Below are 21,269 nucleotides of genomic sequence, written 5' to 3'. Positions count from 1 at the left end.
CGGGGTGCGGCCCCGCGGAGCGGGGACTATCGGGTCTCTGCGGTCGCGAGGCTTCGCGCCTCGCGGATCTTGGCATCTCGTGCCGCGATCTGCGGCTCGTTCTCGCGGAAGAGCGAGTAGAGCGGCGCGGCCACGAACAGGGTCGAGTAGGTCGCGACCAGGATGCCGACGAAGATCGAGAGCGAGATGTCCGTGAGGGACTCGGCGCCCAGCCAGAAGGCTCCGATGAAGAGGACCGCGCCGACCGGCAGTGCGGCGACGACCGAGGTGTTGATCGATCGGATGAGCGTCTGGTTCACCGCGAGGTTGACCGACTCGCCGAAGGTTCGCGTCGAGTTCTCGCCGTCCTCCGTGGTGTTCTCCCTGATCTTGTCGAACACCACCGTGGTGTCATACAGCGAGTAGGCGAGGATCGTCAGGAATCCGATGACCGCGGCCGGTGAGATCTCGAACCCGGCCAGGGCGTAGACGCCGACCGTGATGACGAGGACGTCGAGCAGGCCGAGGATCGCTGCCGCGGACATCTTCCACGTCCGGAAGTAGATCGCGAGGATCAGGAACGTCAGTGCGAGGAAGATCGCGAGACCCCAGAGGGACTGCTTGGTGACGTTCTCACCCCACGCCGGTCCGATGAACGACGAGGTCACGCTCTCGGGCTCGACGCCGTAGGCATCGGCGAGGGCGTTGGAGACCTGCTGCGTCTCGGCGGCGCTCATCTGATCGGTCTGGACGCGGATGTCGTTGCCGCCCACCACGACGACCTTGGTCGCCGCGCCGGGTACGACCGACTGCACCGCGGTCTTCGCGGTCTCCTGCTCGAAGCTGTCGGGCGCCTGCACGGTGAACTGCGACCCGCCCGTGAACTCGATCGAGAACTGGATCGGGCGGATGAGCGGCACCAGCGCCGAGCCGACGACCAGCACGATCGCGATGATGAACCACAGGCGGCGCTTGCCGACGAACGGGAAGGACGTCTTTCCCGTGTAGAGGTTGTTACCGAACTCGTTCATGGAAGCCATCAGGCGTCCCCCTCGCTTCCGGTGCGGGTGGTTCTCTCACCGGCTAGTGCTTCGGCGCGCTTGCGCTCTGCGATGGTCTGACGGCGCTCGGCTTCGCCCTTGGCTCTGGCGTTCTTCGCGCCGCGGCCCGCGGTGGCGGTCGACACCTGACGGAACTGCGATCGGCTGCGGTACACCGCACCGAGCGATTCGGGATCGAGACCGGAGAGCTTGTGGCCTCCGCCGAAGAACTTGGTGCGGGCGAGCAGCTGCATCACCGGGTGCGTGAAGATCACGAAGATGAACACGTCGATGAGGGTCGTGAGCCCCAGAGTGAAGGCGAAGCCCTTCACAGTGGAGTCCGCGAGGATGTACAGCACCACTGCCGCGAGGATGTTGATCGACTTCGAGATGTAGATCGTGCGCTTCGCTCTGCCCCAGCCGTCTTCGACCGCCGAGGTGATCGACTTTCCGTCGCGGAGCTCGTCTCGGATCCTCTCGAAGTACACGATGAACGAGTCGGCGGTGAAGCCGATCGAGACGATGAGGCCCGCGACGCCGGCGAGCGACAGGCGGAAGCCCAATCGCCACGCGAGGATGCAGATGATGATGTACGTCAGAACCGCCATCACCGCGATGGACGCGATGATCACGGAGCCGAGCGCCCGATAGACGATCAGTGAGTAGATCGCCACGAGTGCGAGACCGATGAGGCCCGCGATGAGACCGATCTGAAGCTGCTGGGTGCCCAGGGTCGCGGAGATGGTGTCGGAGCTCTGAACCTCGAAGCTCAGGGGCAGGGCGCCGAATTTGAGCTGGTCGGCAAGGGCCGTCGCCGACTCCTGGTTGAAGTCTCCCGAGATGCTCGGGCGACCGTCGAGGATCTGTCCGTTCATGCGCGGTGCGCTGATCACCGATCCGTCGAGGACGAAGGCGAACTGATCACGCGGCGAGAGCTCCGCGAGGCGGTTCTGGTTGAGGCGGGTGCTCACCTCGCCGAAGGCCTCGGCGCCGTCGCCGTTCATCGTCAGCTGGACGAGCCACGCGCCCGTCTTCGGGTCGCGACCCGCGGATGCGTCGGTGATGGCGTCACCCGTGAGCTCGGTCGGACCGAGGAGGTACTTCGCCTGGCCCGAGGGATCGCACGCGATGAGCGGCTGGTCCTTGGGCGCATTCGAGGGGTCGTTCTCGGGGTTGGCGCAGTCGTAGGCCTGGAACTCCGCGGCGAGCCTGTCGGTCACCCAGGCGAGGTCGCTCGCATCCGTCGGCTCGGCCGTCGGCGTCGCGTTCAGCGAGTCGTCCGGGGTCGGATACGCCGTCTCGTTGCCGTCTTCACCCACGTACTGATTGGTGCCGGCCGTCGTGGCGAGCACCGGGCGGAACTCCAGCTGCGCGCTGGACTGGATGCGCGCACGCGTCTGCTCGTCTGCGACACCCGGGATCTGCACCACGATGTTGCGGCCGCCCTCGGTGGTGATGTCGGCCTCGGCCACACCGGACGCATCGACGCGCTGGCGGATGATCGCGGCCGCCTGATCGAGCTGCTCCGGGGAGGGCGCAGCGCCGTCCTCGGTCTCGGCACTGAGCACGATCTGCGTGCCGCCCTGCAGGTCGAGCGCGAGCTCAGGGGTCCAGGAGCTCTTCTCGAACACGTGGACGCCGAGCGCGTTGATGCCGAAGAGGACGCCCGTCACCAGGAGCAGGCCCATGAGGACCCGCCAGGCATGACGGACCGGGGAAGAAGTGGCCACGTGTGATCAGCTTTCTAAGATGCCGGAGTGCCGAGGTGGTGCAGCGCGAAGGCTACTTGTCGTCGGCGTCGCGCTCGAGGCGGCGACGGGTCTCCTCGGGAGTCTCGAGGGCCGGAGCGTCGTCGACGACGGGAACGTCGTTCACGATCGGTGCATCCTCGGCGGCGAGCACTGCCGGGTCGGTCTCGATCGCGTCCTTGGGCTCGACGATGCGCAGGATCGCCTGGCTGTGCACCTCGATGACGGTGCCGGGAGCGATCTCGACGAGCGCGGGCGAGTCGAGGTCGTCGTGGTCGTAGGCCACGATCGTGCCGTAGATACCACCCTGGAGGAGCACCTTGACCCCGGGAACGGTCTTGGTCGCCTTCTCCTCCTGCTCAGCCTTCATCTGCTTCTGGCGCTTGCGTCCGTTGACGAACATGAAGACGACGAGAACGGCGAGAAGGCCGAAGAGGAGGATTTCCATGGGCATGGTGGCAAAGGGCCTTTCTCAGGTGCGCGCACCACAGGACGGTCGCGCAGTTCTATCAGGGGAAGTCTTCAGCGATTATAGGTCATCAAGTCGGAGCGCCCCGTCCGGGTGCGCGATGCCGAGGTGGCTGTAGGCCTCCGGCATGGCGACGCGACCTCGAGGTGTGCGACCCAGGAATCCGATGCGCACGAGATAGGGCTCGACGACGCTCTCGACCGTCTCGGCCTCCTCGCCCACGGCGACCGCGAGCGTGCTGAGCCCCACGGGACCCCCGCGGAAGCGCCGAACGAGCGCCTCGAGCACCGCTCTGTCGAGGCGGTCCAGTCCGATGGGGTCGACGTCGTAGAGCTCCAGCGCCGCCTTGACCCCGACCAGGGAGGCCGCGCCGCCGCCGTGAACGAGCGCATAGTCGCGCACTCGACGCAGCAGGCGGTTCGCGATACGAGGAGTGCCGCGCGAGCGACGGGCGATCTCCGACAGTGAATCCCGCGGCAGATCGACGCCCAGCATGAGGGCCGAGCGTGCGATGACGCGCTCGAGCTCCGCCTCCTCGTAGAACTCCAGGTGACCGGTGAAGCCGAAGCGATCCCGCAGCGGGTTCGGCAGCAGACCCGAGCGCGTCGTCGCACCCACGAGCGTGAACGGTGCGAGGTCCAGCGGGATGCTGGTCGCCCCCGCGCCCTTTCCCACCATGATGTCGATGCGGAAGTCCTCCATCGCGAGATAGAGCATCTCCTCCGCCGACCGCGCCATCCGGTGGATCTCGTCGATGAACAGCACCTCGCCGGGCACGAGGCTCGAGAGGAGCGCGGCGAGGTCGCCGGCGTGCTGGATCGCCGGTCCGCTCGAGAGGCGCAGCGGACGTTCGCTCTCGTGAGCGACGATCATCGCCAGCGTGGTCTTGCCGAGCCCGGGCGGGCCCGCGAGCAGGATGTGGTCGGGCGGGCGATTCTGGATCCGTGCGGCATCGAGGAGCAGCTGGAGCTGCCCCCGCACCTTCTGCTGACCGACGAACTCACCCAGGCTCGTGGGTCGCAGGGCTCCCTCGATCGCCAGCTCGGTGTCGTCGGAGGGCTCGGCAGCGTCGCGGATGTCAGACACGCGCCGGCCCCAGCAGTGCGAGGGTGCGGCGCAGCAGCGGTGCGACGGCTGCCCGCTCGGCCTCAGAGGCCTCCGTGGCCGTCTGCGCGGCGGCCTCGGCGGCGACCTTCTCGGACCACCCCAGACCGACGAGCGCGGCAGCGACCTGATCGACGACGTCGACGGGTCCGTTCGCGGCGGGCTTCGACGCCGCGCCCACCGGATGCACCTTGCCCGCGAGCTGGAGGACGATGAGCTTGGCGGTCTTGGGGCCGATACCCGAGACACGGCGGAACGGGGCGTCATCCTCCGATGTCACGGCTTCCGCGATCTGGTCGACGGTGAGATGCGACAGCACCCCCAGCGCCGACTTCGGCCCGACGCCGGTCACGCTGATCAGCAGACCGAAGATCTCCAGCTCGCTGCGGTCGGCGAAACCGTAGAGCGACAGCGCATCCTCGCGCACGATGAGGCTCGTGTGCAGCATCAGCTTCTCGCCGACGGTCGCGGTGTGAGCCACGTCTGCGGGCACCGAGACGGAGAACCCGACTCCCCCGACGTCGATGATGACCTGATCGGCGGTCGAGTGGAGGACAGCGCCGTGCAGCGAGGAGATCATCCGCCCAGCCTACGCACCCGATCGTAGATATGTTCGAGCGACACGCTCCGCGTCGGCCCAAGCCTTCTGGGCCGGGGTGAGCGCATCCACACCCGGGACCCCCGCTGCGCCCCGACGCCACGCGTGGCAGAGCGCGATCGCGAGGGCGTCAGCGGCATCCGGCGGCTGCGGCGGCGCATCCAGGCGCAGGATCCGGGCGATCATGGTCTGCACCTGACGCTTGTCCGCCGAGCCGTAGCCGGTGACCGCCGCCTTGACCTCGCTCGGAGTGTGCGTGGCCGCCGGGAGTCCTGCCTCAGCAGCGAGCAGCAGAGCCACGCCGCTCGCCTGGGCGGTGCCCATCACCGTGTGACTGTTCTGCTGCGCGAACACGCGCTCGACCGCGACAGCGTCGGGCCGATGGAGCTCCAGCACTTCTCGGATGCCCGCGGCGACGATCGCGAGTCGTTCGCCGATCGGGAGATCGGGCGCCGAGCGGATGACTCCGACATGCACCAGCGTCCCTCGTCGAGCCCGGTCGACGTCGACGACCCCCACGCCGCACCGGGTGAGACCCGGGTCTATGCCGAGCACGCGAAGCGAGGAGGAGGTCACTCCCCCAGGCTAAGCGTCTCGTCCGACGGCACGCGGTCGGCGCGCCTACGCGTCGTCGTTCTCGAGCTCGGCCTGCACCTCGGCGGTGAGATCGAAGTTGGTGAAGACGTTCTGCACGTCCTCGCTGTCTTCGAGTGCATCGATGAGGCGGAAGATCTTGCGAGCGGTGTCGGCGTCGATCTCGACCTTGAGGTTCGGCACGAACTCGACGTCGGCGGATTCGTAGTCGATTCCCGCCTCCTGCAGCGCGCTGCGGACGGTCACGAGATCCGTCGCCTCGGTGATGATCTCGAAGCCCTCGGCGTGCGGCTCGATCTCTTCGGCCCCCGCTTCGAGCGCGGCCATCATCACGTCATCCTCGGTGGTCCCCTCGGAGCCGACCACGATCACGCCCTTGCGGCTGAAGTTGTAGGCGACGCTGCCCGGGTCGGCGAGGGTTCCGCCGTTGCGGCTGAGAGCAGTGCGGACCTCGGCCGCAGCACGGTTCTTGTTGTCGGTCAGACATTCGATCATCATCGCGACGCCGTTGGGTCCGTACCCCTCGTACATGATCGAGGTGTACTCGACCGCTTCGCCGCCGATGCCCGCGCCGCGCTTCACTGCGCGATCGATGTTGTCCTTCGGGACCGACGTCTTCTTCGCCTTCTGCACCGCGTCGAACAGCGTCGGGTTTCCCTGCAGGTCGGCTCCGCCGAGCTTGGCCGCGACCTCGATGTTCTTGATGAGCTTGGCCCAGGACTTGGCGCGCCTGGAGTCGATGATGGCCTTCTTGTGCTTCGTGGTGGCCCACTTGGAATGCCCGGACATAATTCTCCGCTCGTCGTATCCGCCCGTGGGCACGGCCCAGGGCATCGTCCATTCTATCGAACCATGCCCGCGGCCTGTGGCCGCACACGGAGCGGCGGCCTCCTGTTCCCGTGATCGCTCTGGTGTGAGGTCAGGCGTGGGTGTAGTCCTGACACATGGACCAGAGCGTCGACGATGACAGGATCCGCGGACTGGACGCCGCCCACCGAGCAGCACTCGAGTTCCTCGGGTCGCTCGACGACAGACCGGTGTGGCCGCGGGCGACCCTCGCCGAGATGCTCGACGCCTTCGGCGGCCCCCTGCCCGCCGAAGGCATGGACCCGGAAGAGGTGATCGGCGAGATCGTGTCGCGGGCGGACCCCGGTCTCGTCGCGATCCCCGGAGGACGATTCTTCGGGTTCGTCATCGGCGGCACGCATCCCGCTGCCCTCGCCGCCGACTGGCTCGTGTCCGCCTGGGACCAGAATTCGGGATCCGCCCTGCTCACGCCGACGACCGTGGCGTTGGAGCGCATAGCCGGCCGGTGGATGCTCGACATCCTGGGCCTGCCCGACGACGCGAGCGTCGGATTCGTCACCGGCGGCCAGATGGCGAACTTCACCTGCCTCGCGACGGCACGGAACGCCGTTCTCGCTCGAGTCGGCTGGAACCTCAGCGAGAAGGGACTGCACGGATCTCCGCAGATGCGCTTCGTCGTAGGTGCCGACCGCCATGGGTCGATCGACCGTGCAGCGCGGTTCCTCGGGATCGGACGCACCGGCATCACTGCCGTCGAATCCGACGCGCAGGGGCGCATGCGACCAGACGCCCTGGACAGCGTCCTCGCGGACGGCTCAGGACCGACCATCGTCTGTCTACAGGCCGGAGAAGTGCACACCGGCGCATTCGACGACTTCGCAGCCCTCATACCGATAGCCCATCGGCACGGAGCCTGGGTGCACGTCGACGGCGCATTCGGCCTCTGGGCTGCGGCCTCCGAGTCGCTGCAGCCGCTGACGGCGGGCATGTCCGACGCCGATTCGTGGGCGACAGATGCGCATAAGACGCTCAACGTGCCCTACGACTGCGGCATGGCGATCGTCCGCGACCCTGCGGACTCCATCGCCGCGTTCCGCACGGGTGGCGATTACCTCATCTACACGAGTCTGGACCCGTGGGACGTGACGCCGGAACTGTCCCGTCGCGCACGCGGCGTGCCCGCGTGGGCGGCGATGCGCAGCCTCGGACGGGACGGCATCTCGAACCTGATCGACAGGCTGCACGAGAACGCGGTGGCGATGGCCGACGGGCTCACGACGATCGACGGCATCCGCATCCTCAACGACGTCGACTACACGCAGGTCATGTTCTGTCTCGATTCCGATGAGGCGACGCGACGGCTGGGTGAGGCCGTGCTCGTGGAGGGCACCGCCGCTGTGACCGGGGCCGAGTGGAGAGGTCGCGCTGCGCTGCGCTGCTCGATGTCGTCCTGGGCGACGACCCGGGACGACATCGACCGCACGGTCGGCGCGATCCGAACTCTCGTGTCGCGCTGACCATTATCGCCGGTGTCACTCGGCGGGCAGACCGACCTTCGGCCGTGCCCACGAGCGGCCGCGCGTGTCCTTGAGGATGTCGTACTCCACGTCGACATGCGGTTCGATGGCGCTGTACTTGTCGTTCGGCGCACCGATCACGAGCTGGAAGCCGAGACCCCGCCATGCTCCGATCGCACGCTTCGTGAAGTGCGCGTCCGCCTTGATCAGGGCCTCGTCCATGAACACGGGTGCATACCTCGGACGCTCGGCACCCGCGTCGCCGAGCTGGTAGCGCAGTGCCGCGCCCACGATGAAGGCGACCAGCTCCTGCGACTCTCCACCCGATTTCTCGCCGATGTGGTCGTAGAGCGCGACATGCTCCCGGGTCGTCGCATGGACCCGCTCCGCGCTCACCCGCACATGGTTGCGCACGTCGATGAGCTCGGCGAAGTCGGGAGCCGTGCGTCGCATCCGACCGATGAGACGGCTCATCCTCCGGTAGACGCTCTCACGATCGACATCCGTCTCCGCTGCGTCGATGAGACTGCGCACCTCGCGAAGCTCCTTGCGGAATCGCCTGCGCGCCTCGGACTGGTTCTCGCGCGGTGTGATCTGAAGACGGTGATCATCGTCGTAGAACGGCAGCTCCTCCATGATCCTGTTGATCGGGTCGATGCGGTTCTTGATCTCGCGCAGTGCACGACCCAGCGTCGAATCCAGGCTCGTCAGATCGTTTCCGGAGAGCTTGAGGAGGCTGTCTCGCCATTCGGATTCCAGCTCGTGCAGGCCGTTGGTCTCGAGCGCCACGAGGATGCTCTCGAACTCCGCGACCGACTCGTCGGGGTCGGGGAGGATCGTGAGCGTATCCCAGCGCTCGAGGAAGCCGGTCATCAGGCGTCGCATCTGCTCACGCTGCTCGGCGTGTGCCGCGGCTGCCGACGTGCGATCCTCGAGCAATCTGGTCGCGGCCGTGCGCAATGCGGCGTCGAGGTGAGCGAGGCGCTCCGACGCCGTCACGCTGACGGCCGCGTCTGCTCCGAGGAAGCGCGCGTCGAGGAACGAACGATGCCGCTCCTCCAGCGCGATCTCGGCCGCCTCAGCCGCATCGACGATCCGCTGACAGTCGTCGACCTGGTCGGTGACCTCCACCCAACGGTCCTGAGCGAGTGTGAGGTCTCCCCCGAGTCGGGAGCTCTCGTCGCGCAGACGGCCGACCCGTCTTCTGAGCTCCTCGGCCTGCGACTTCAGCTCGGCGATCTTCGGGTTCTCGTCGGTGACCTCCGCCTCCACTGCGACCCATCGCGCGCGCTCCGCCGTGACGGCCTCGACGTCGATCTGATCCCAGGTGAGGTCCTCGATCTTCGCGTGCGCCTTGGACGTCGCCTCGATCCGGTCGAGGTCGGCCTCGGCGTCCGCAGCGGCCTGAGTCGCAGCATCGCGGCGGCTCTCGAGCTGGCTGATCTGCTCGTCGAGCTCGCGAAGACGGCGCGCGTTCGAGAATCCGAGCATGTTCGCCCGGCCATGCCCGCCATGGGACCCGCGGTCTCCGTGCGACACCTGCCCCGCGAGCGTCAGCGCGCGAGGGTGCTCGGCGAGCTCGGTCGACGAGTCCACGCACACGTACTCGAACCGCTCACGGAGTCGCTGCTGAAGCCATCCGGTGAACGGCGTCGATCGGTGATCGAGACGACCGGGGAGCGTGCGGGGGTCCGCCGTCCGAGACTCGGCGACGCCCGTCGGGACGCCTTCGTAGCTGATCCGCTCAGCGATGCGCACCGACTCGATGGCCGCACGGAACCGCCCGAGGTCCGCGACATCGACGAGCAATGTCCGCGCGAACCCGCCGAGGGCGAGGTTGAACGCGTCCCGCCAGGGCTCGAACTCGGTGCGCACCTCGATGAGCTCACCGACGAAGGGCAGATCCGTCGGGGTGAGCCCGGCCGCCTGGGCGAGGAGAGTTCTCGCCTCATGCAGATGCGCGGGAATGCTCCCGCGGAGCTCACGGGTGCGGTCCTGCTCGGCACGCGCCCGACTCAGCTCGCTCTCGACCGCTCGGCGTGACGACTCTGCATCGGCGAAGGCGGCGCGGGCTCCGCGCAGTCCGCTCTGCGGGAGCTCCCGGCCGACGCGGGCGAGCAGTTCCTCGAAATCGGATGCGGTGCGCACCTCGGCGCCGAGCTCCCTGGCGACGCTGTCGAAGCGCGCCCGCTCGCGCTGGACGTCCTCCAGTCGGCGCTCGACACCCCGCAGCTCGCGCTGAGCGGTCTCGAGGCGGTCGCCTCCGGACTGCCGCAGGACGTCGAGCAGCCCCTCCCGCTCGACCTCGGCGGCGGCGATCAGTGCGTTCTTCTCGCGGACGGCCAGCTGCAGCGCCTGGGTGCGGTCACGCAGATCCGCCTCCACCTCGCGCAGCAGATCGAGGCGGCGCTCGGCGCTCCACAGGGACGCGAGGGAGGTCGGCTCCGAGAAGACCCCGACCTCGTCCACGACGCTCATCCGCGCCGACGCCGCCGCGATGCGCTGCGAGATCTCGCGGATCGGCTCGAGAGCCGCCACCTGCTGCTTGGCGACGAGCATCCGCGTCCGGGTGCTCTCCAACTCATCGAAATGAGCGACCACCGCGTCCGCGGTCGCCATCGTCTCGGGCTCCTCGAGCACGAGCTTCTTGTAGAGGTCGTCGACCGTCGTGATCTGCTGACCGGCCTGGATGCGGGCCAGAAGACTGATCGCCTTCGCCCCCGAACCGGCCGCGCCGATGCCGAGCACGGCGTGAAGTCGAGCCGAGAACTCGCGGTCGGTCGCCACGGGCTCCAGCCCGACGGCGCGCACCGACGCGTCACTGAGTCGCTGGACCGCAGCGCGTTCGAGCTGCGAGAGGTCGAAGGCGCCGTCGATCGTGGCCCGCAATCGCGTGGTGTCCTCGAGGGTGCGGGCGTCCGCGGGGATGTACCACCCGCGCACCGCCGTGAAGCGCGAGCCGTCGTGATCCAACCACGTCATCGAGACGGCGCTCCAGGTGTCCTCGCCGTCGCCGCGCAGCACGCGGAGCTTCGTCCCCTCCTCGGTGCGGGACTCGTCGATCTTGCCGCGCCCGTACGACAGGATGTTCCGCTGCTCGTCGCCGCGGGGACGGCCCGTGACGCCGCCGTTGGACGCGCCGTTGAAGGGCGTCGTGTGCGGCATCATCAGCGCGATGTAGCCGTCCATGAGCGTCGACTTGCCCGACCCCGATCCGCCGCACAGCAGGGTCGCATCGGGCGAGAACCGCACTCGGTGGGGACCGCCGTCGTAGCCGCCCCAGTTGATGAGCTGGAGCTCCTCCGCGACCCACTGCTGACCGCGTGAGCTCGCGGGGATCATCCCGAAGAGCGTGTCCATCATCGTCATCGCGCCACCACCGCCTGGGATCGCAGCCACTCCCGCAGCTCCTTGAGCGTCTCCGCACTGAGCACCACCTCGACGAGCGCGGTGATCCGGTAGCGTCCGCTGGTCTCCTCCTGCACGATGCCCTCTCGATCCAGCCGATCCAATGCGCTGCGGATGGCGCGCTGCTGCTTCGCGGTTCCGCCGTCGACGTCCGCGAAGTAGCTCAGCACGGTCTGCTCGACGTCCTCGATGTCGATCCGCACTGAACCCTCGCCGGACGCGGACTCGCGCTGGTAGACGGTCCGCAGGTGCACGAGAACGAGCGTCTCGGCGCGCGAGTACGGAGAGTCCTTCAGCAGCACGGGCATCTCGACCTCGTCAGAGCGCAGCTGCTGCTTGTACGCGAACCCTCTGGCGTGATCGATGATCAGACGCAGGTAGATGTCGTTGAGCCGCGACTCGATCACCTGCTGGTGCTCGAGCAGCAGCGTCCACTCACGTCGGTTGCGCTCCATCGAGATGAAACGCCGCTGGAGCAGGTGCACGAGCACGCGTCTGATCTCGGGATCGAGCGTGCCGCGATCGCCGGGGAAGTGCGCCTCGAGGTCGTCCTCCATCGCCGTCGGAGCGATGAACCCCTCATCCGCGCCGGCTGTGGTGAGGTCGTCGTCACTCATCATCTGAATCCTCTTTCGTGCTGCGGGCGGTCACGGCGCCGAATGCGAATCGCCTGCTCGTGCCGTCCGGGCGCAATGCTTCGACCGTCGAGATACCATCTCCCTCGGTGAGGCCGTTCCGGTGCGCGATCTCGAGCAGACCGAGCAGATCGACAGGGCGCCGAGCCGCGTCGGGCACCGACCGGAAGGCATCGGCGAGGTCGAAGTCCGTCCCCAGTCCGGCGACGTATTCCTCGAGCTCGGCATATCTCGGACCGCCCCAGGCGCGCGTGTCATGATCGAGGAAGTCGACGTCATCGGCGTCGGCGAGGGGCGCCGGTGCACGCGGCGGGCGGATATCGCTGGTGGTCTGACGCAGATGCCCGAGATCGATCAGCGGCATGCTGCGCACCGGGTCGACGACCGTCGCCGGGCCGGACCACCCATGGAGCCCGGCGATGACGTCGCGCAGGAGGTCGTCGATCTGACGATCGCGCAGCGGATCGTGGGTCTTCACCTGGCCGGTGATCACGTGCGAAGCGCGGCGCTGCGCGGCCAGCACCTCCTCCACCCCCTGCTCTACGCGTCGACCGATGGCGTCGAGCTCGGCGCGCTGCGCGCCGTCGAGCATACGGGCGAAGGGCCGGCCGAGCAGTCCGCGAAGCTGCTCTGTGAGGGCATCGATGCGATCGGGGTCGCCGATCAGACGCAGGGCTCCTGCGAACGCGCGCCCCTCCGGTGTCGACTGCATCACATCCTGGGCGCGCTGCAGATACTCGCGGAGCACTTCGCTCGTCGGTCTCTCGTCCCTGCGCAGGTGGGCGACGACGTCGCGTTGCATCGACCTGAGCGACTCGGCGACGCGCGTGAAATCGGCGGGCAGTTCGCGTGCCAGGTGCAGGACGTTCTCGGCCTCCTCGAGGAGCTCCTCATCGTCGGCAGGGTCGGCATGCCCGGTCTCCTGGATGCGAGCGATCTCTGCGTCGAGCAGATCGCGTTCGTCATACAGCCGCGCCAGCCGCCGGACCGGGTCGACTTCCGCGCTCACCGACAGGTGGTCGACCGCGTCGAGGAGGGTGCGCACGCGGGAGTTCGACACGCGCGTGCGCCCTCCGCCGGTGCGGCCGGATATCTCGAGTGCTGCGACGGCATGCGCAGACAGGCGGTAGACCTCGACGTCGTCGTCGATCTGCTGGATCAGCCAGCCGAGGCGCACCCAGTTCCGGCACACGTCCCGGCCGCTCCCGGACGGAAGGCGCCTGTCGTCGTCGTACCCCGCCGCTCGGAGTTCGTCGAGCACCTCGCCCAGCTCGGCGTGCGCATCCGCGACCGCGACAGACGCCCGGTCGGCGGTGAACAGAAGAGTGAGCGACGCGACCACGAACGGGGCGAACCGACCGTGCAGCAGATCGAGTGTCGGGGTGCTGAATGCGGTGACGGCACGCGCATACGCGGCCTCAGCCCTGGATCCAGTCACTCGAACGAGAATAGTCCGACCTCGGGCCCTCGCCTGTCACGCGCCGGTCCGTGGCGGGTCGCACGGCATGGCGTCAACGGCGCGAGGTGCGCTCCCGGACTCCCGCGAGGAACAGCTCGTGAAAGCGCGTCTCGCCGTCGACCTCGGGGTGGAAGCTGGTGCCGACGAGTGGCCCCTGCCGCACGGCGACGATTCTGCCGTCCGGAAGCGAGGCGACCACCTCGACCCGCTCGCCTGCGCCTTCGACGATCGGAGCTCGGATGAACGTCGCGTGCACGGGCACCTCACCGAGCGCCGGAACGTCGAGGTCCATCTCGAAGGACTCCGTCTGGCGTCCGAAGGCATTTCGGCGTACGGCGATGTCCAGGCCGCCGAATGACTGCTGTCCCTCGATGCCGTCGAGTACCTCATCGGCGAGAAGGATCAGCCCGGCGCATGTCCCGTACACGGGGAGTCCCGCAGCGATCGCGTCCCTGATCGGCTCCTGCATCCCGAATGTGCGCGACAGCTTGTCGATCACGCTGGACTCGCCGCCGGGGATGACGAGACCGTCGACAGACGCAAGCTCCTCCGGGCGGCGCACCAGCGCCACCTCGGCTCCGAGTCCCGCGAGCAGGGCGGCGTGCTCGCGCACGTCGCCCTGCAGCGCGAGGACGCCGACCCGTGGACTACCAGCCACGCTCGGCCAGGCGGTGCGGCGCGGGGAGGTCGGAGACGTTGATGCCGACCATAGCCTCGCCGAGTCCGCGTGAGACCTCGGCGATCACCTTGGCGTCATCGAAGAAGGTGGTCGCCTTGACGATCGCCTTGGCGCGCTCCGCCGGGTTGCCGGACTTGAAGATGCCCGAGCCCACGAAGACGCCGTCGGCGCCCAGCTGCATCATCATCGCTGCATCCGCGGGGGTCGCGACGCCACCCGCGACGAACAGCACGACGGGGAGCTTGCCGGTCTCGGCGATCTCGGCCACGAGCTCGTACGGCGCCTGCAGCTCTTTCGCCGCGACGAACAGCTCGTCCTTCGGAAGAGCCGTGAGAGCCGCGATCTCGCCACGGATCTTCCTGATGTGCTTCATCGCCTCGGAGACATCCCCCGTGCCGGCCTCACCCTTGGAGCGGATCATCGCCGCGCCCTCATTGATGCGGCGCAGCGCCTCACCGAGGTTGGTGGCACCGCAGACGAAGGGCACAGCGAAGCCGTGCTTGTCGATGTGGTTCACGTAGTCGGCGGGAGAGAGCACCTCGGACTCGTCGATGTAGTCGACGCCGAGCTCCTGCAGCACCTGCGCTTCGACGAAGTGGCCGATGCGTGCCTTCGCCATGACGGGGATCGACACCGACGCGATGATGCTGTCGATCATGTCGGGGTCGCTCATGCGCGAGACACCGCCCTGTGCGCGGATGTCGGCGGGAACCCGCTCGAGCGCCATGACGGCGACGGCGCCCGCGTCTTCGGCGATCTTGGCCTGATCGGCGGTGACCACGTCCATGATCACGCCGCCCTTGAGCATCTCGGCGAGACCGCGCTTGACGCGCGAGGATCCGGTGGTGGTCTGTTCGGTCATGAGAGCTCCTGTCGGGGAAGCACGATGTGCATGAGTGTGTCGAACGATGTCTCGTTTGATCTAGGCCAAACAGTAGCACTGTCCGGAACGACCTAGAATCGGTGGTGAGGACACATGAGCGACCAGATCACCGGAACGACCGCAGCGGACATCGCCGACAGCGTGCGCGGTCTGCGCGAGCGCGGTGTGCTGCGCGCCGGCAGTCCCCTCCCTCCCGTGCGGGAGCTCGCCACGACCCTCGGAGTCAATCGCAACACCGCGGTCGCCGCATACCGACAGCTCGCTCAGGCCGGGCTCGTGATCTCCCGAGGTCGCGCCGGCACGGTCATCGCCGGTCTCGAGTCGGTGGCCCAGGAGGGCTACGCCTCCGATACGGTGCTGCGCGACGTCGGGACCGGCAACCCGGACCCTCGACTGATCCCCGATCCATCGCCTGCGCTGGCCACGGTGGCCGGTCGTCCGGTGCTCTACGGCGAGCCCGTCATCGACCCGGGGCTGCAGGACTGGGCGCGCGAATGGATCGCGCATGATCTCGGTCACCTCGACTTCGGCATCACCGTCACGAGCGGCGCCGTCGACGCCGTCGAGCGACTGCTCGCGCAGGCGCTGATGCGCGACGATGCCGTCGCACTCGAGGATCCCTGCTTCCTGGCGAGCATCCACACGGTCCGACTCGGCGGGTATCGGGCCGTTCCCGTGCCGGTGGACGAACAGGGGATGACGGTCGAGGGGCTGCGCGCCGCCTTGGATGCCGGCGTGCGAGCGGTGATCTGCACCCCGCGCGCTCAGAACCCGACGGGGGCAAGTCTCACGGCCGCTCGTGCGGCGGAGCTGCGCGCCGTGCTCGCCGCTCATCCGTACGTGCTGATCATCGAGGACGATCACTTCTCGATGCTGTCGCAGCGTCCATACGAATCGCTGATCGGCCCGGACCACCGGCGGTTCGCGCTGGTTCGCTCGGTCTCGAAGTTCCTCGGGCCGGACATGTGCCTCGCCATCGCGGCGACGGATGCCACCACGGCAGAGCGCCTCGCCATGCGTCTGAGTCCCGGAACCACCTGGGTCAGCCACCTGCTGCAGCGTCTCACCCTCACTCAGCTGACCGACGAGTCGGTGCTCGCACGCATCGCCGACGCCCGCGAGCACTACGCGGCACGCAATGCGGCCTTCGCGTCGCGGCTGCGCGAGCATGGCCTCGACTCCCCCGCCACCGACGGTCTGAGCCTGTGGATCGAGTTGCCGAAGCCGGCGCGCATCGTCGCCGAACGCCTCATGCGTCGGGGCTGGCTCGCTCGAACCGGCGACGACTTCGCCCTCGACGAACGCGCCGATCCGTCGCGCCATCTGCGCCTCACAGTGCATGATCTGTCCGAAGACGACACTGCGACACTCGTCGCCGACCTCGTATCGGCCGCACGATGACCCACCGCCGCGGGAGCATTCCCGCTCTGAAAGAAAGGATCGGGGAATGAAGGTCCTCTCCATCCAGTCCGCCGTCGCGTACGGGCATGTCGGGAACTCCGCCGCGGTCTTCCCGTTGCAGCGCATCGGCGTCGAGGTTCTGCCGGTCTACACCGTGAACTTCTCCAATCACACCGGCTACGGCGCCTGGCGCGGTCCGCTCATCTCTCCGAACGACGTGCGCGAGGTCATCACGGGCATCGAGGAGCGCGGCGTGTTCGGCGAGATCGACGCGGTGCTGAGCGGTTACCAGGGCGGCGAGGGCATCGGCGATGTGATCATCGACGCCGTGGCGCGCGTCAAGGCCGCCAATCCCGCCGCCGTGTACGCCTGCGATCCGGTGATGGGCAACGCGAAGTCAGGATGCTTCGTCGCCCCGGCCATCCCGATCCTGCTGCGCGAGAAGGTCGTGCCGGCTGCCGACATCATCACCCCGAACCAGTTCGAGCTCGGGTTCCTGACCGGCACCGAGCCCGACACGCTCGAGTCCACCCTGGCCTCGGTCGACCTGGCCATGGCGATGGGACCGAGCACGGTGCTGGTCACGAGCGTCGAGCGGCCGGACCGTGAGGACGACACGATCGAGATGCTCGTGGCCGACGCCGCAGGAGCCTGGATCGTGCAGACGCCTCGGCTTCCGATGAAGGCGAACGGCTCGGGCGACGTCACCGCGGCGCTCTTCACGGCCCACTATGTCGGATCCGGTGACGCGAAGACGGCGCTCGAGCGCACCGCGTCCAGCGTGTTCGACCTGCTCGCCGCGACCCTCGAGTCGGGTGCGCGCGAGCTGCAGCTCGTCGAAGCGCAGGAGTTCTACGCGAACCCTCGGATGCAGTTCACGGCACGCCAGGTGCGCTGACCCGCGATTCCGAGCCGTGGCCTACGCCGTCGTCGGCCAGGCGTTCGCCACGGCTTCGCGCACCTCGCCGAGCAGCTGGGGCAGGGCCTTGGTCTTCGCGATGATCGGGAAGAAGTTGGCGTCCGACGTCCACCGCGGCACGATGTGCTGGTGCAGGTGGCCGTCGACTCCGGCACCGGCGACGGCACCCTGATTCATCCCGATGTTGAAGCCGTCGCAGCGCGAGACCTCGCGGAGCACGCGCATGCCGATCTGGGTCAGTGCCCCGATCTCGGCGACCTCCTCGGGTGTTGCCTGGTCGTAGGTGCCGATGTGGCGGTACGGGCACACCAGCAGGTGTCCGGAGTTGTACGGGAAAAGGTTGAGCAGCACATAGGCCGTCTCCCCCCGGGCGACGATCAGCCGCTCGGCATCCGGGAACTTCGGAGCCTCGCAGAACGGGCACTCCTCGCGCAGTGGCTCAGGACCAGCCTGGATGTAGGCCATCCGGTGCGGCGTCCAGAGCCGCTGGAACTCGTCGGGGACGCCCGCGAACTCGCCGGCGTCCTCCCACGACTCCGAGGACGTCACGCCAGGTCCCCTGCTGTCTGCACGAGAGTGTGTGCATCGATCGCTGCGCGGATGCGCGCTACTGCATCGGTGATCGGCACGCCGTTCTCCTGCGTGCCGTCGCGGTAGCGGAACGAGACGGTGCCCGCGTCGCGATCCTTCTCGCCCGCGATCAGCAGCAGCGGGACCTTGCCGGTCGTGTGCGTGCGGATCTTCTTCTGCATCCGGTCGTCGGAGGCGTCGAGCTCGGCGCGCACGCCCTGCGTGCGCAGCGTCTGGACGATCTCGCCCAGGTAGTCGGCGAACTCGTCGGCGACGGGGATTCCCACGACCTGCACGGGCGACAGCCACACCGGGAAGTCGCCGGCGTAGTGCTCGAGGAGGATCGCGAAGAACCGCTCGATCGAGCCGAACAGCGCACGGTGGATCATGATCGGACGCTTCTTCTGGCCGTGCTTGTCCATGTACTCGAGCTCGAAGCGCTCGGGCAGGTTCGGGTCGACCTGCACGGTCGACAGCTGCCAGGTGCGGCCGATCGCATCACGCGTCTTGAGGTCGATCTTCGGTCCGTAGAACGCGGCCTCGCCGGGGACTTCGGTGAGCTTCAGGCCGGATGCCACGGCGACCCGGCGGAGAGCATCGGTCGACGATTCCCAGAACTCGTCCGAGCCGATCCACTTGGACTTCTCGTCATCCTTCATCGACAGCTCGAGCTCGAAGTCGGTGAGACCGAAGTCGCGCAGCATCGACAGGATGAACTCCAGGACCTTCGCGACCTCGCCCTCGAGCTGATCGGGGGTGACGAACAGGTGCGAGTCATCCTGAGTGAAGCCGCGCACTCGGGTGAGGCCGTGCAGCGCACCGGAGAGCTCGTTGCGATAGACGGTGCCGTTCTCGGCGAACCGCAGGGGCAGATCACGGTAGCTGCGCGCGCGCTCCTTGTAGATCAGGATGTGCATCGGGCAGTTCATGGGCTTCAGGTAGTAGTCCTGGCCCTGCTTCGTGATGTTGCCCTCGTCGTCGCGCTCCTCGTCCATGACGATCGGCGGGTACATGCCCTCCTTGTACGTCACGAGGTGGTTCGAGGTGAGGAAGAGGTCTTCCTTCGAGATGTGCGGGGTGTACACGTAGGTGTAGCCGCCCTCGATGTGGCGCCTGCGAGCGTGCTGCTCCATCTCGCCGCGGACGATGCCGCCACGGGGGTGCCAGACCGACAGACCCGAACCGATCTCCTCGGGGAACGAGAAGAGGTCGAGCTCCTTGCCGAGACGGCGGTGGTCGCGCTTGGCGGCCTCCTCGAGGCGGTGCTGGTACTCACGCAGCTCGTCCTTCGACGGCCAGGCGGTGCCGTAGATCCGCTGCAGCTGCGGGTTCTTCTCGCTGCCCCGCCAGTACGCGGCGGCGATGCGGGTCAGATCCCAGCCGTTGCCGATCATGCGGGTGTTGGGCAGGTGCGGCCCGCGGCAGAGGTCCTTCCAGACGACCTCGCCGTCGCGGGTCGTGTTGTCGTAGATCGTCAGCTCGCCCTCGCCGACCTCGACGGAGGCGCCCTCGGCGGCTTCCTTGCCGCCCTTGAGACCGATGAGCTCGAGCTTGAACGGCTCGTCGGCCAGCTCTGCCCGCGCCTCGTCGTCCGTGACGACACGACGCACGAAGCGCTGCCCCTCACGGACGATGCGCTGCATCTCCTTCGTGATGGCCTTGATGTCTTCGGGCGTGAACGGGGTGTCGACGCCGAAGTCGTAGTAGAAGCCGTCGGTGATGGGCGGCCCGATGCCCAGGTTCGCCTGCGGGTTGATCCGCTGCACCGCCTGCGCGAGCACGTGCGCGGCCGAGTGACGCAGGATGTTCAGCCCGTCGGAACTGTCGATCGTGACCGGCTCGACCTCGTCGGCATCCGTCACTGTCGCGGCGAGGTCCTTGAGGGTCCCGTTGACGCGCATGGCGACGACTGAACGGTCAGAGAACAGGGCGAAGCCGTCTTTCGGCTGAGCATTTTCAGGCACTGCACACTCCATCTGGGTCTGGATCTAGGCTACTCGCATGCCCGGGGGCCGCTGACCGCTACGACGCCACGTCAGACTCGGTGTTCGCCGCCGTGGGAGCGAGGATGATGATCGCCGCGCCGACGAGCGCGATCGCCGAGCCGACCCAGTCCCAGACGGTCGGCTTGAAGCCGTCGACGATGATGCCCCACGCGAGCGATCCGGCGATGAACACCCCGCCGTACGAGGCGAGCACACGTCCGAAGTTCGCGTCAGGCTGGAGCGCCGCGATGAACCCGTACGCACCGAGAGCCATCACGCCGAGCACAGCGAAGACCCAGCCACGGTTCTCCTTCACGGCCTGCCAGATCAGCCACGCGCCGCCGATCTCGGCGACGGCGGCGAGCACGAAGAGGATGCTGATGCGCAGGACGGTCATGCACTCAGTGTGGCAAAGGCCGCCACTTGGGCGGGCAGACCTGCCGCGACGCGCCCGGGCGACACCCGTGAGCTCCGATTCCGCCGGGGTAGCGTGAGCGGATGATCAGACCACTGGCGCGCTGGATCCTCGCACTCGCCCTGGGTGCGATCGGCATCGTCCACTTCACGAGCACCCGCGGTTTCCGCGTCGTCGTGCCTGACTGGGCGACTCGGGCCACTCGTCTTGACAAGGAGGCGATCATCATCGCGTCGGGCGCCGCGGAGGTCGCCCTCGCCGCCGGGCTGCTCCTGCTGCCGAACGAGAGACGGCGTGTCGGAATCGCCACCGCCGCGTTCTTCGTCGCCGTGTTCCCGGGAAACGTGCACCAGTGGCGCACTCACCGGTCCACCCCGGGGCTCGACACCGAGGCGCGGCGTCTGGGACGACTCTTCCTCCAGCCTCTTCTCGTCGTCTGGGCGCTGTGGGCGACGACTGAGCCGGCTCGACCGCGGATGCGCGCAGTGCCTCGTATCCGCTGAGCAGCCGGCAGCGCAAGCCCGCCCACTCGTTCCGTCCACCCCGTCAGAATGGAGCCATGGCCTCTCCCTCGCTCGTCTGGCTCCGCGACGACCTTCGACTCGCCGACAATCCGGCGCTCAGGGCGGCGATCGATCGCGGTGAACCACTGGTCGTGCTGTTCGTCCTCGACGAGGAGTCCCCCGGCATCCGACCGCTCGGCGGAGCCGCACGCTGGTGGCTCCACCACTCCCTCGCGTCTTTGGACGACGCGCTGCGGGAACTCGGCGCCACTCTGACGCTGCGTCGAGGTCCTGCCGAACGCATCGTCCGCGAGACCGTCGCAGACTCGGGCGCGACGGCCGTCTTCTGGAACCGGCGATACGGGGGCGCCGAACGCGAGGTCGACACCGCGCTCAAGGCGGCGCTGCGCGCGGACGGCCACGAGGTCACGTCGTTCCAGGCGTCGCTGCTGCACGAACCGTGGACGGTGAAGACCGGCGGCGGCACCCACTTCTCGGTGTTCACGCCGTTCTGGCGGGCATGTCTCTCCCTCCCCACGCCGCGAGTGCCCCTCCC

At 68.0% G+C, this 21,269-nt stretch carries 20 protein-coding genes; 5 read left to right on the top strand and 15 right to left on the bottom strand.

The features are described 5' to 3' along the window. Positions 1 to 26: 26 nt before the first annotated feature. The 7 genes from secF to LQZ85_RS08345 form a co-directional block, all read right to left on the bottom strand. The gene (gene secF / locus LQZ85_RS08375) at positions 27 to 1,019 is read right to left on the bottom strand and encodes a protein translocase subunit SecF (protein ID WP_056278783.1); all 993 of its coding nucleotides are present in this window, start codon (positions 1,017 to 1,019) and stop codon (positions 27 to 29) included. Further along, entirely contained in the window at positions 1,019 to 2,749 is a 1,731-nt protein-coding gene (gene secD / locus LQZ85_RS08370) for a protein translocase subunit SecD (protein WP_053096171.1), read from the bottom strand. Before secD ends, secF begins: the two co-directional genes overlap by 1 nt. A 52-nt stretch (positions 2,750 to 2,801) precedes the next feature. Then, the gene (locus LQZ85_RS08365; RefSeq protein ID WP_308418036.1) at positions 2,802 to 3,221 is read right to left on the bottom strand and encodes a preprotein translocase subunit YajC; all 420 of its coding nucleotides are present in this window, start codon (positions 3,219 to 3,221) and stop codon (positions 2,802 to 2,804) included. A 75-nt stretch (positions 3,222 to 3,296) separates the two neighbouring features. Beyond that, entirely contained in the window at positions 3,297 to 4,322 is a 1,026-nt protein-coding gene (ruvB, locus tag LQZ85_RS08360; protein ID WP_053096175.1) for a Holliday junction branch migration DNA helicase RuvB, read from the bottom strand. Beyond that, on the bottom strand, positions 4,315 to 4,920 hold the full coding sequence (gene ruvA / locus LQZ85_RS08355) for a Holliday junction branch migration protein RuvA (protein WP_230100788.1): 606 nt from the start codon (positions 4,918 to 4,920) through the stop codon (positions 4,315 to 4,317). The genes ruvB and ruvA overlap by 8 nt, the downstream gene beginning before the upstream one ends. A gap of 9 nt (positions 4,921 to 4,929) precedes the next feature. Further along, complete coding sequence (gene ruvC / locus LQZ85_RS08350; RefSeq protein WP_053096180.1) at positions 4,930 to 5,514, bottom strand: crossover junction endodeoxyribonuclease RuvC; 585 nt, start codon at positions 5,512 to 5,514, stop codon at positions 4,930 to 4,932. A gap of 45 nt (positions 5,515 to 5,559) precedes the next feature. After that, a complete protein-coding gene (locus tag LQZ85_RS08345) occupies positions 5,560 to 6,321 on the bottom strand; it encodes a YebC/PmpR family DNA-binding transcriptional regulator (RefSeq protein ID WP_053096182.1) in 762 nt (253 codons plus the stop codon). Between the two features lie 155 nt (positions 6,322 to 6,476). Between LQZ85_RS08345 and LQZ85_RS08340 the strand changes: the two genes are divergently transcribed. Next, positions 6,477 to 7,856, top strand: a complete 1,380-nt coding sequence (locus tag LQZ85_RS08340; protein ID WP_230100787.1) for an aminotransferase class V-fold PLP-dependent enzyme — start codon at positions 6,477 to 6,479, stop codon at positions 7,854 to 7,856. A 15-nt stretch (positions 7,857 to 7,871) separates the two neighbouring features. On the opposite strand, the gene LQZ85_RS08335 is transcribed toward LQZ85_RS08340, so the two are convergent. From LQZ85_RS08335 to pdxS, 5 genes are all read right to left on the bottom strand, one after another. Further along, positions 7,872 to 11,225, bottom strand: a complete 3,354-nt coding sequence (locus LQZ85_RS08335; protein ID WP_056279074.1) for an SbcC/MukB-like Walker B domain-containing protein — start codon at positions 11,223 to 11,225, stop codon at positions 7,872 to 7,874. Next, on the bottom strand, positions 11,222 to 11,881 hold the full coding sequence (locus tag LQZ85_RS08330) for a DUF4194 domain-containing protein (RefSeq protein ID WP_053099121.1): 660 nt from the start codon (positions 11,879 to 11,881) through the stop codon (positions 11,222 to 11,224). The genes LQZ85_RS08335 and LQZ85_RS08330 overlap by 4 nt, the downstream gene beginning before the upstream one ends. Continuing rightward, positions 11,874 to 13,337: a DUF3375 domain-containing protein gene (locus tag LQZ85_RS08325; RefSeq protein WP_053096186.1), complete on the bottom strand. Its 1,464-nt coding sequence runs from the start codon at positions 13,335 to 13,337 to the stop codon at positions 11,874 to 11,876. Before LQZ85_RS08325 ends, LQZ85_RS08330 begins: the two co-directional genes overlap by 8 nt. 73 nt (positions 13,338 to 13,410) lie before the next feature. Further along, positions 13,411 to 14,016: a pyridoxal 5'-phosphate synthase glutaminase subunit PdxT gene (gene pdxT, locus LQZ85_RS08320; RefSeq protein WP_230100786.1), complete on the bottom strand. Its 606-nt coding sequence runs from the start codon at positions 14,014 to 14,016 to the stop codon at positions 13,411 to 13,413. Then, complete coding sequence (pdxS, locus tag LQZ85_RS08315) at positions 14,006 to 14,899, bottom strand: pyridoxal 5'-phosphate synthase lyase subunit PdxS (RefSeq protein WP_056278787.1); 894 nt, start codon at positions 14,897 to 14,899, stop codon at positions 14,006 to 14,008. Before pdxS ends, pdxT begins: the two co-directional genes overlap by 11 nt. Before the next feature lie 114 nt (positions 14,900 to 15,013). Here pdxS and LQZ85_RS08310 point away from each other — a divergent pair, with 114 nt between their 5' ends. Both LQZ85_RS08310 and pdxY read left to right on the top strand, forming a co-directional pair. Beyond that, entirely contained in the window at positions 15,014 to 16,321 is a 1,308-nt protein-coding gene (locus LQZ85_RS08310) for an aminotransferase class I/II-fold pyridoxal phosphate-dependent enzyme (protein ID WP_053096192.1), read from the top strand. Between the two features lie 46 nt (positions 16,322 to 16,367). Continuing rightward, a complete protein-coding gene (pdxY, locus tag LQZ85_RS08305) occupies positions 16,368 to 17,219 on the top strand; it encodes a pyridoxal kinase PdxY (RefSeq protein WP_056278788.1) in 852 nt (283 codons plus the stop codon). Positions 17,220 to 17,240: 21 nt separating this feature from the next. On the opposite strand, the gene LQZ85_RS08300 is transcribed toward pdxY, so the two are convergent. Genes LQZ85_RS08300 through LQZ85_RS08290 form a run of 3 tightly spaced genes read right to left on the bottom strand, consistent with a single transcriptional unit; the run spans position 17,241 to position 20,192 of the window. Then, positions 17,241 to 17,789, bottom strand: a complete 549-nt coding sequence (locus tag LQZ85_RS08300) for an HIT domain-containing protein (protein ID WP_053096196.1) — start codon at positions 17,787 to 17,789, stop codon at positions 17,241 to 17,243. Beyond that, on the bottom strand, positions 17,786 to 19,786 hold the full coding sequence (gene thrS, locus LQZ85_RS08295) for a threonine--tRNA ligase (RefSeq protein WP_056278789.1): 2,001 nt from the start codon (positions 19,784 to 19,786) through the stop codon (positions 17,786 to 17,788). Before thrS ends, LQZ85_RS08300 begins: the two co-directional genes overlap by 4 nt. A gap of 46 nt (positions 19,787 to 19,832) precedes the next feature. Continuing rightward, positions 19,833 to 20,192 carry a YnfA family protein gene (locus LQZ85_RS08290; protein WP_056278790.1) on the bottom strand — a complete coding sequence of 120 codons (360 nt, stop codon included), beginning with the start codon at positions 20,190 to 20,192 and terminating at the stop codon, positions 19,833 to 19,835. 101 nt (positions 20,193 to 20,293) lie between these two features. Between LQZ85_RS08290 and LQZ85_RS08285 the strand changes: the two genes are divergently transcribed. Further along, positions 20,294 to 20,713 (top strand): hypothetical protein, encoded by a 420-nt coding sequence (locus LQZ85_RS08285; protein WP_053096202.1) that lies wholly within the window; start codon positions 20,294 to 20,296, stop codon positions 20,711 to 20,713. 56 nt (positions 20,714 to 20,769) lie between these two features. Beyond that, positions 20,770 to 21,269, top strand: a 500-nt coding sequence (locus tag LQZ85_RS08280) for a deoxyribodipyrimidine photo-lyase (protein WP_230100785.1), incomplete at its 3' end; no start/stop codon positions are given.

This window comes from Microbacterium sp. Bi98, from assembly GCF_918698045.1.
GTDB lineage: Bacteria > Actinomycetota > Actinomycetes > Actinomycetales > Microbacteriaceae > Microbacterium.
Note: the sequence above shows the minus strand (reverse complement) of the source record. Positions and strands in the feature narration are given on the sequence as shown.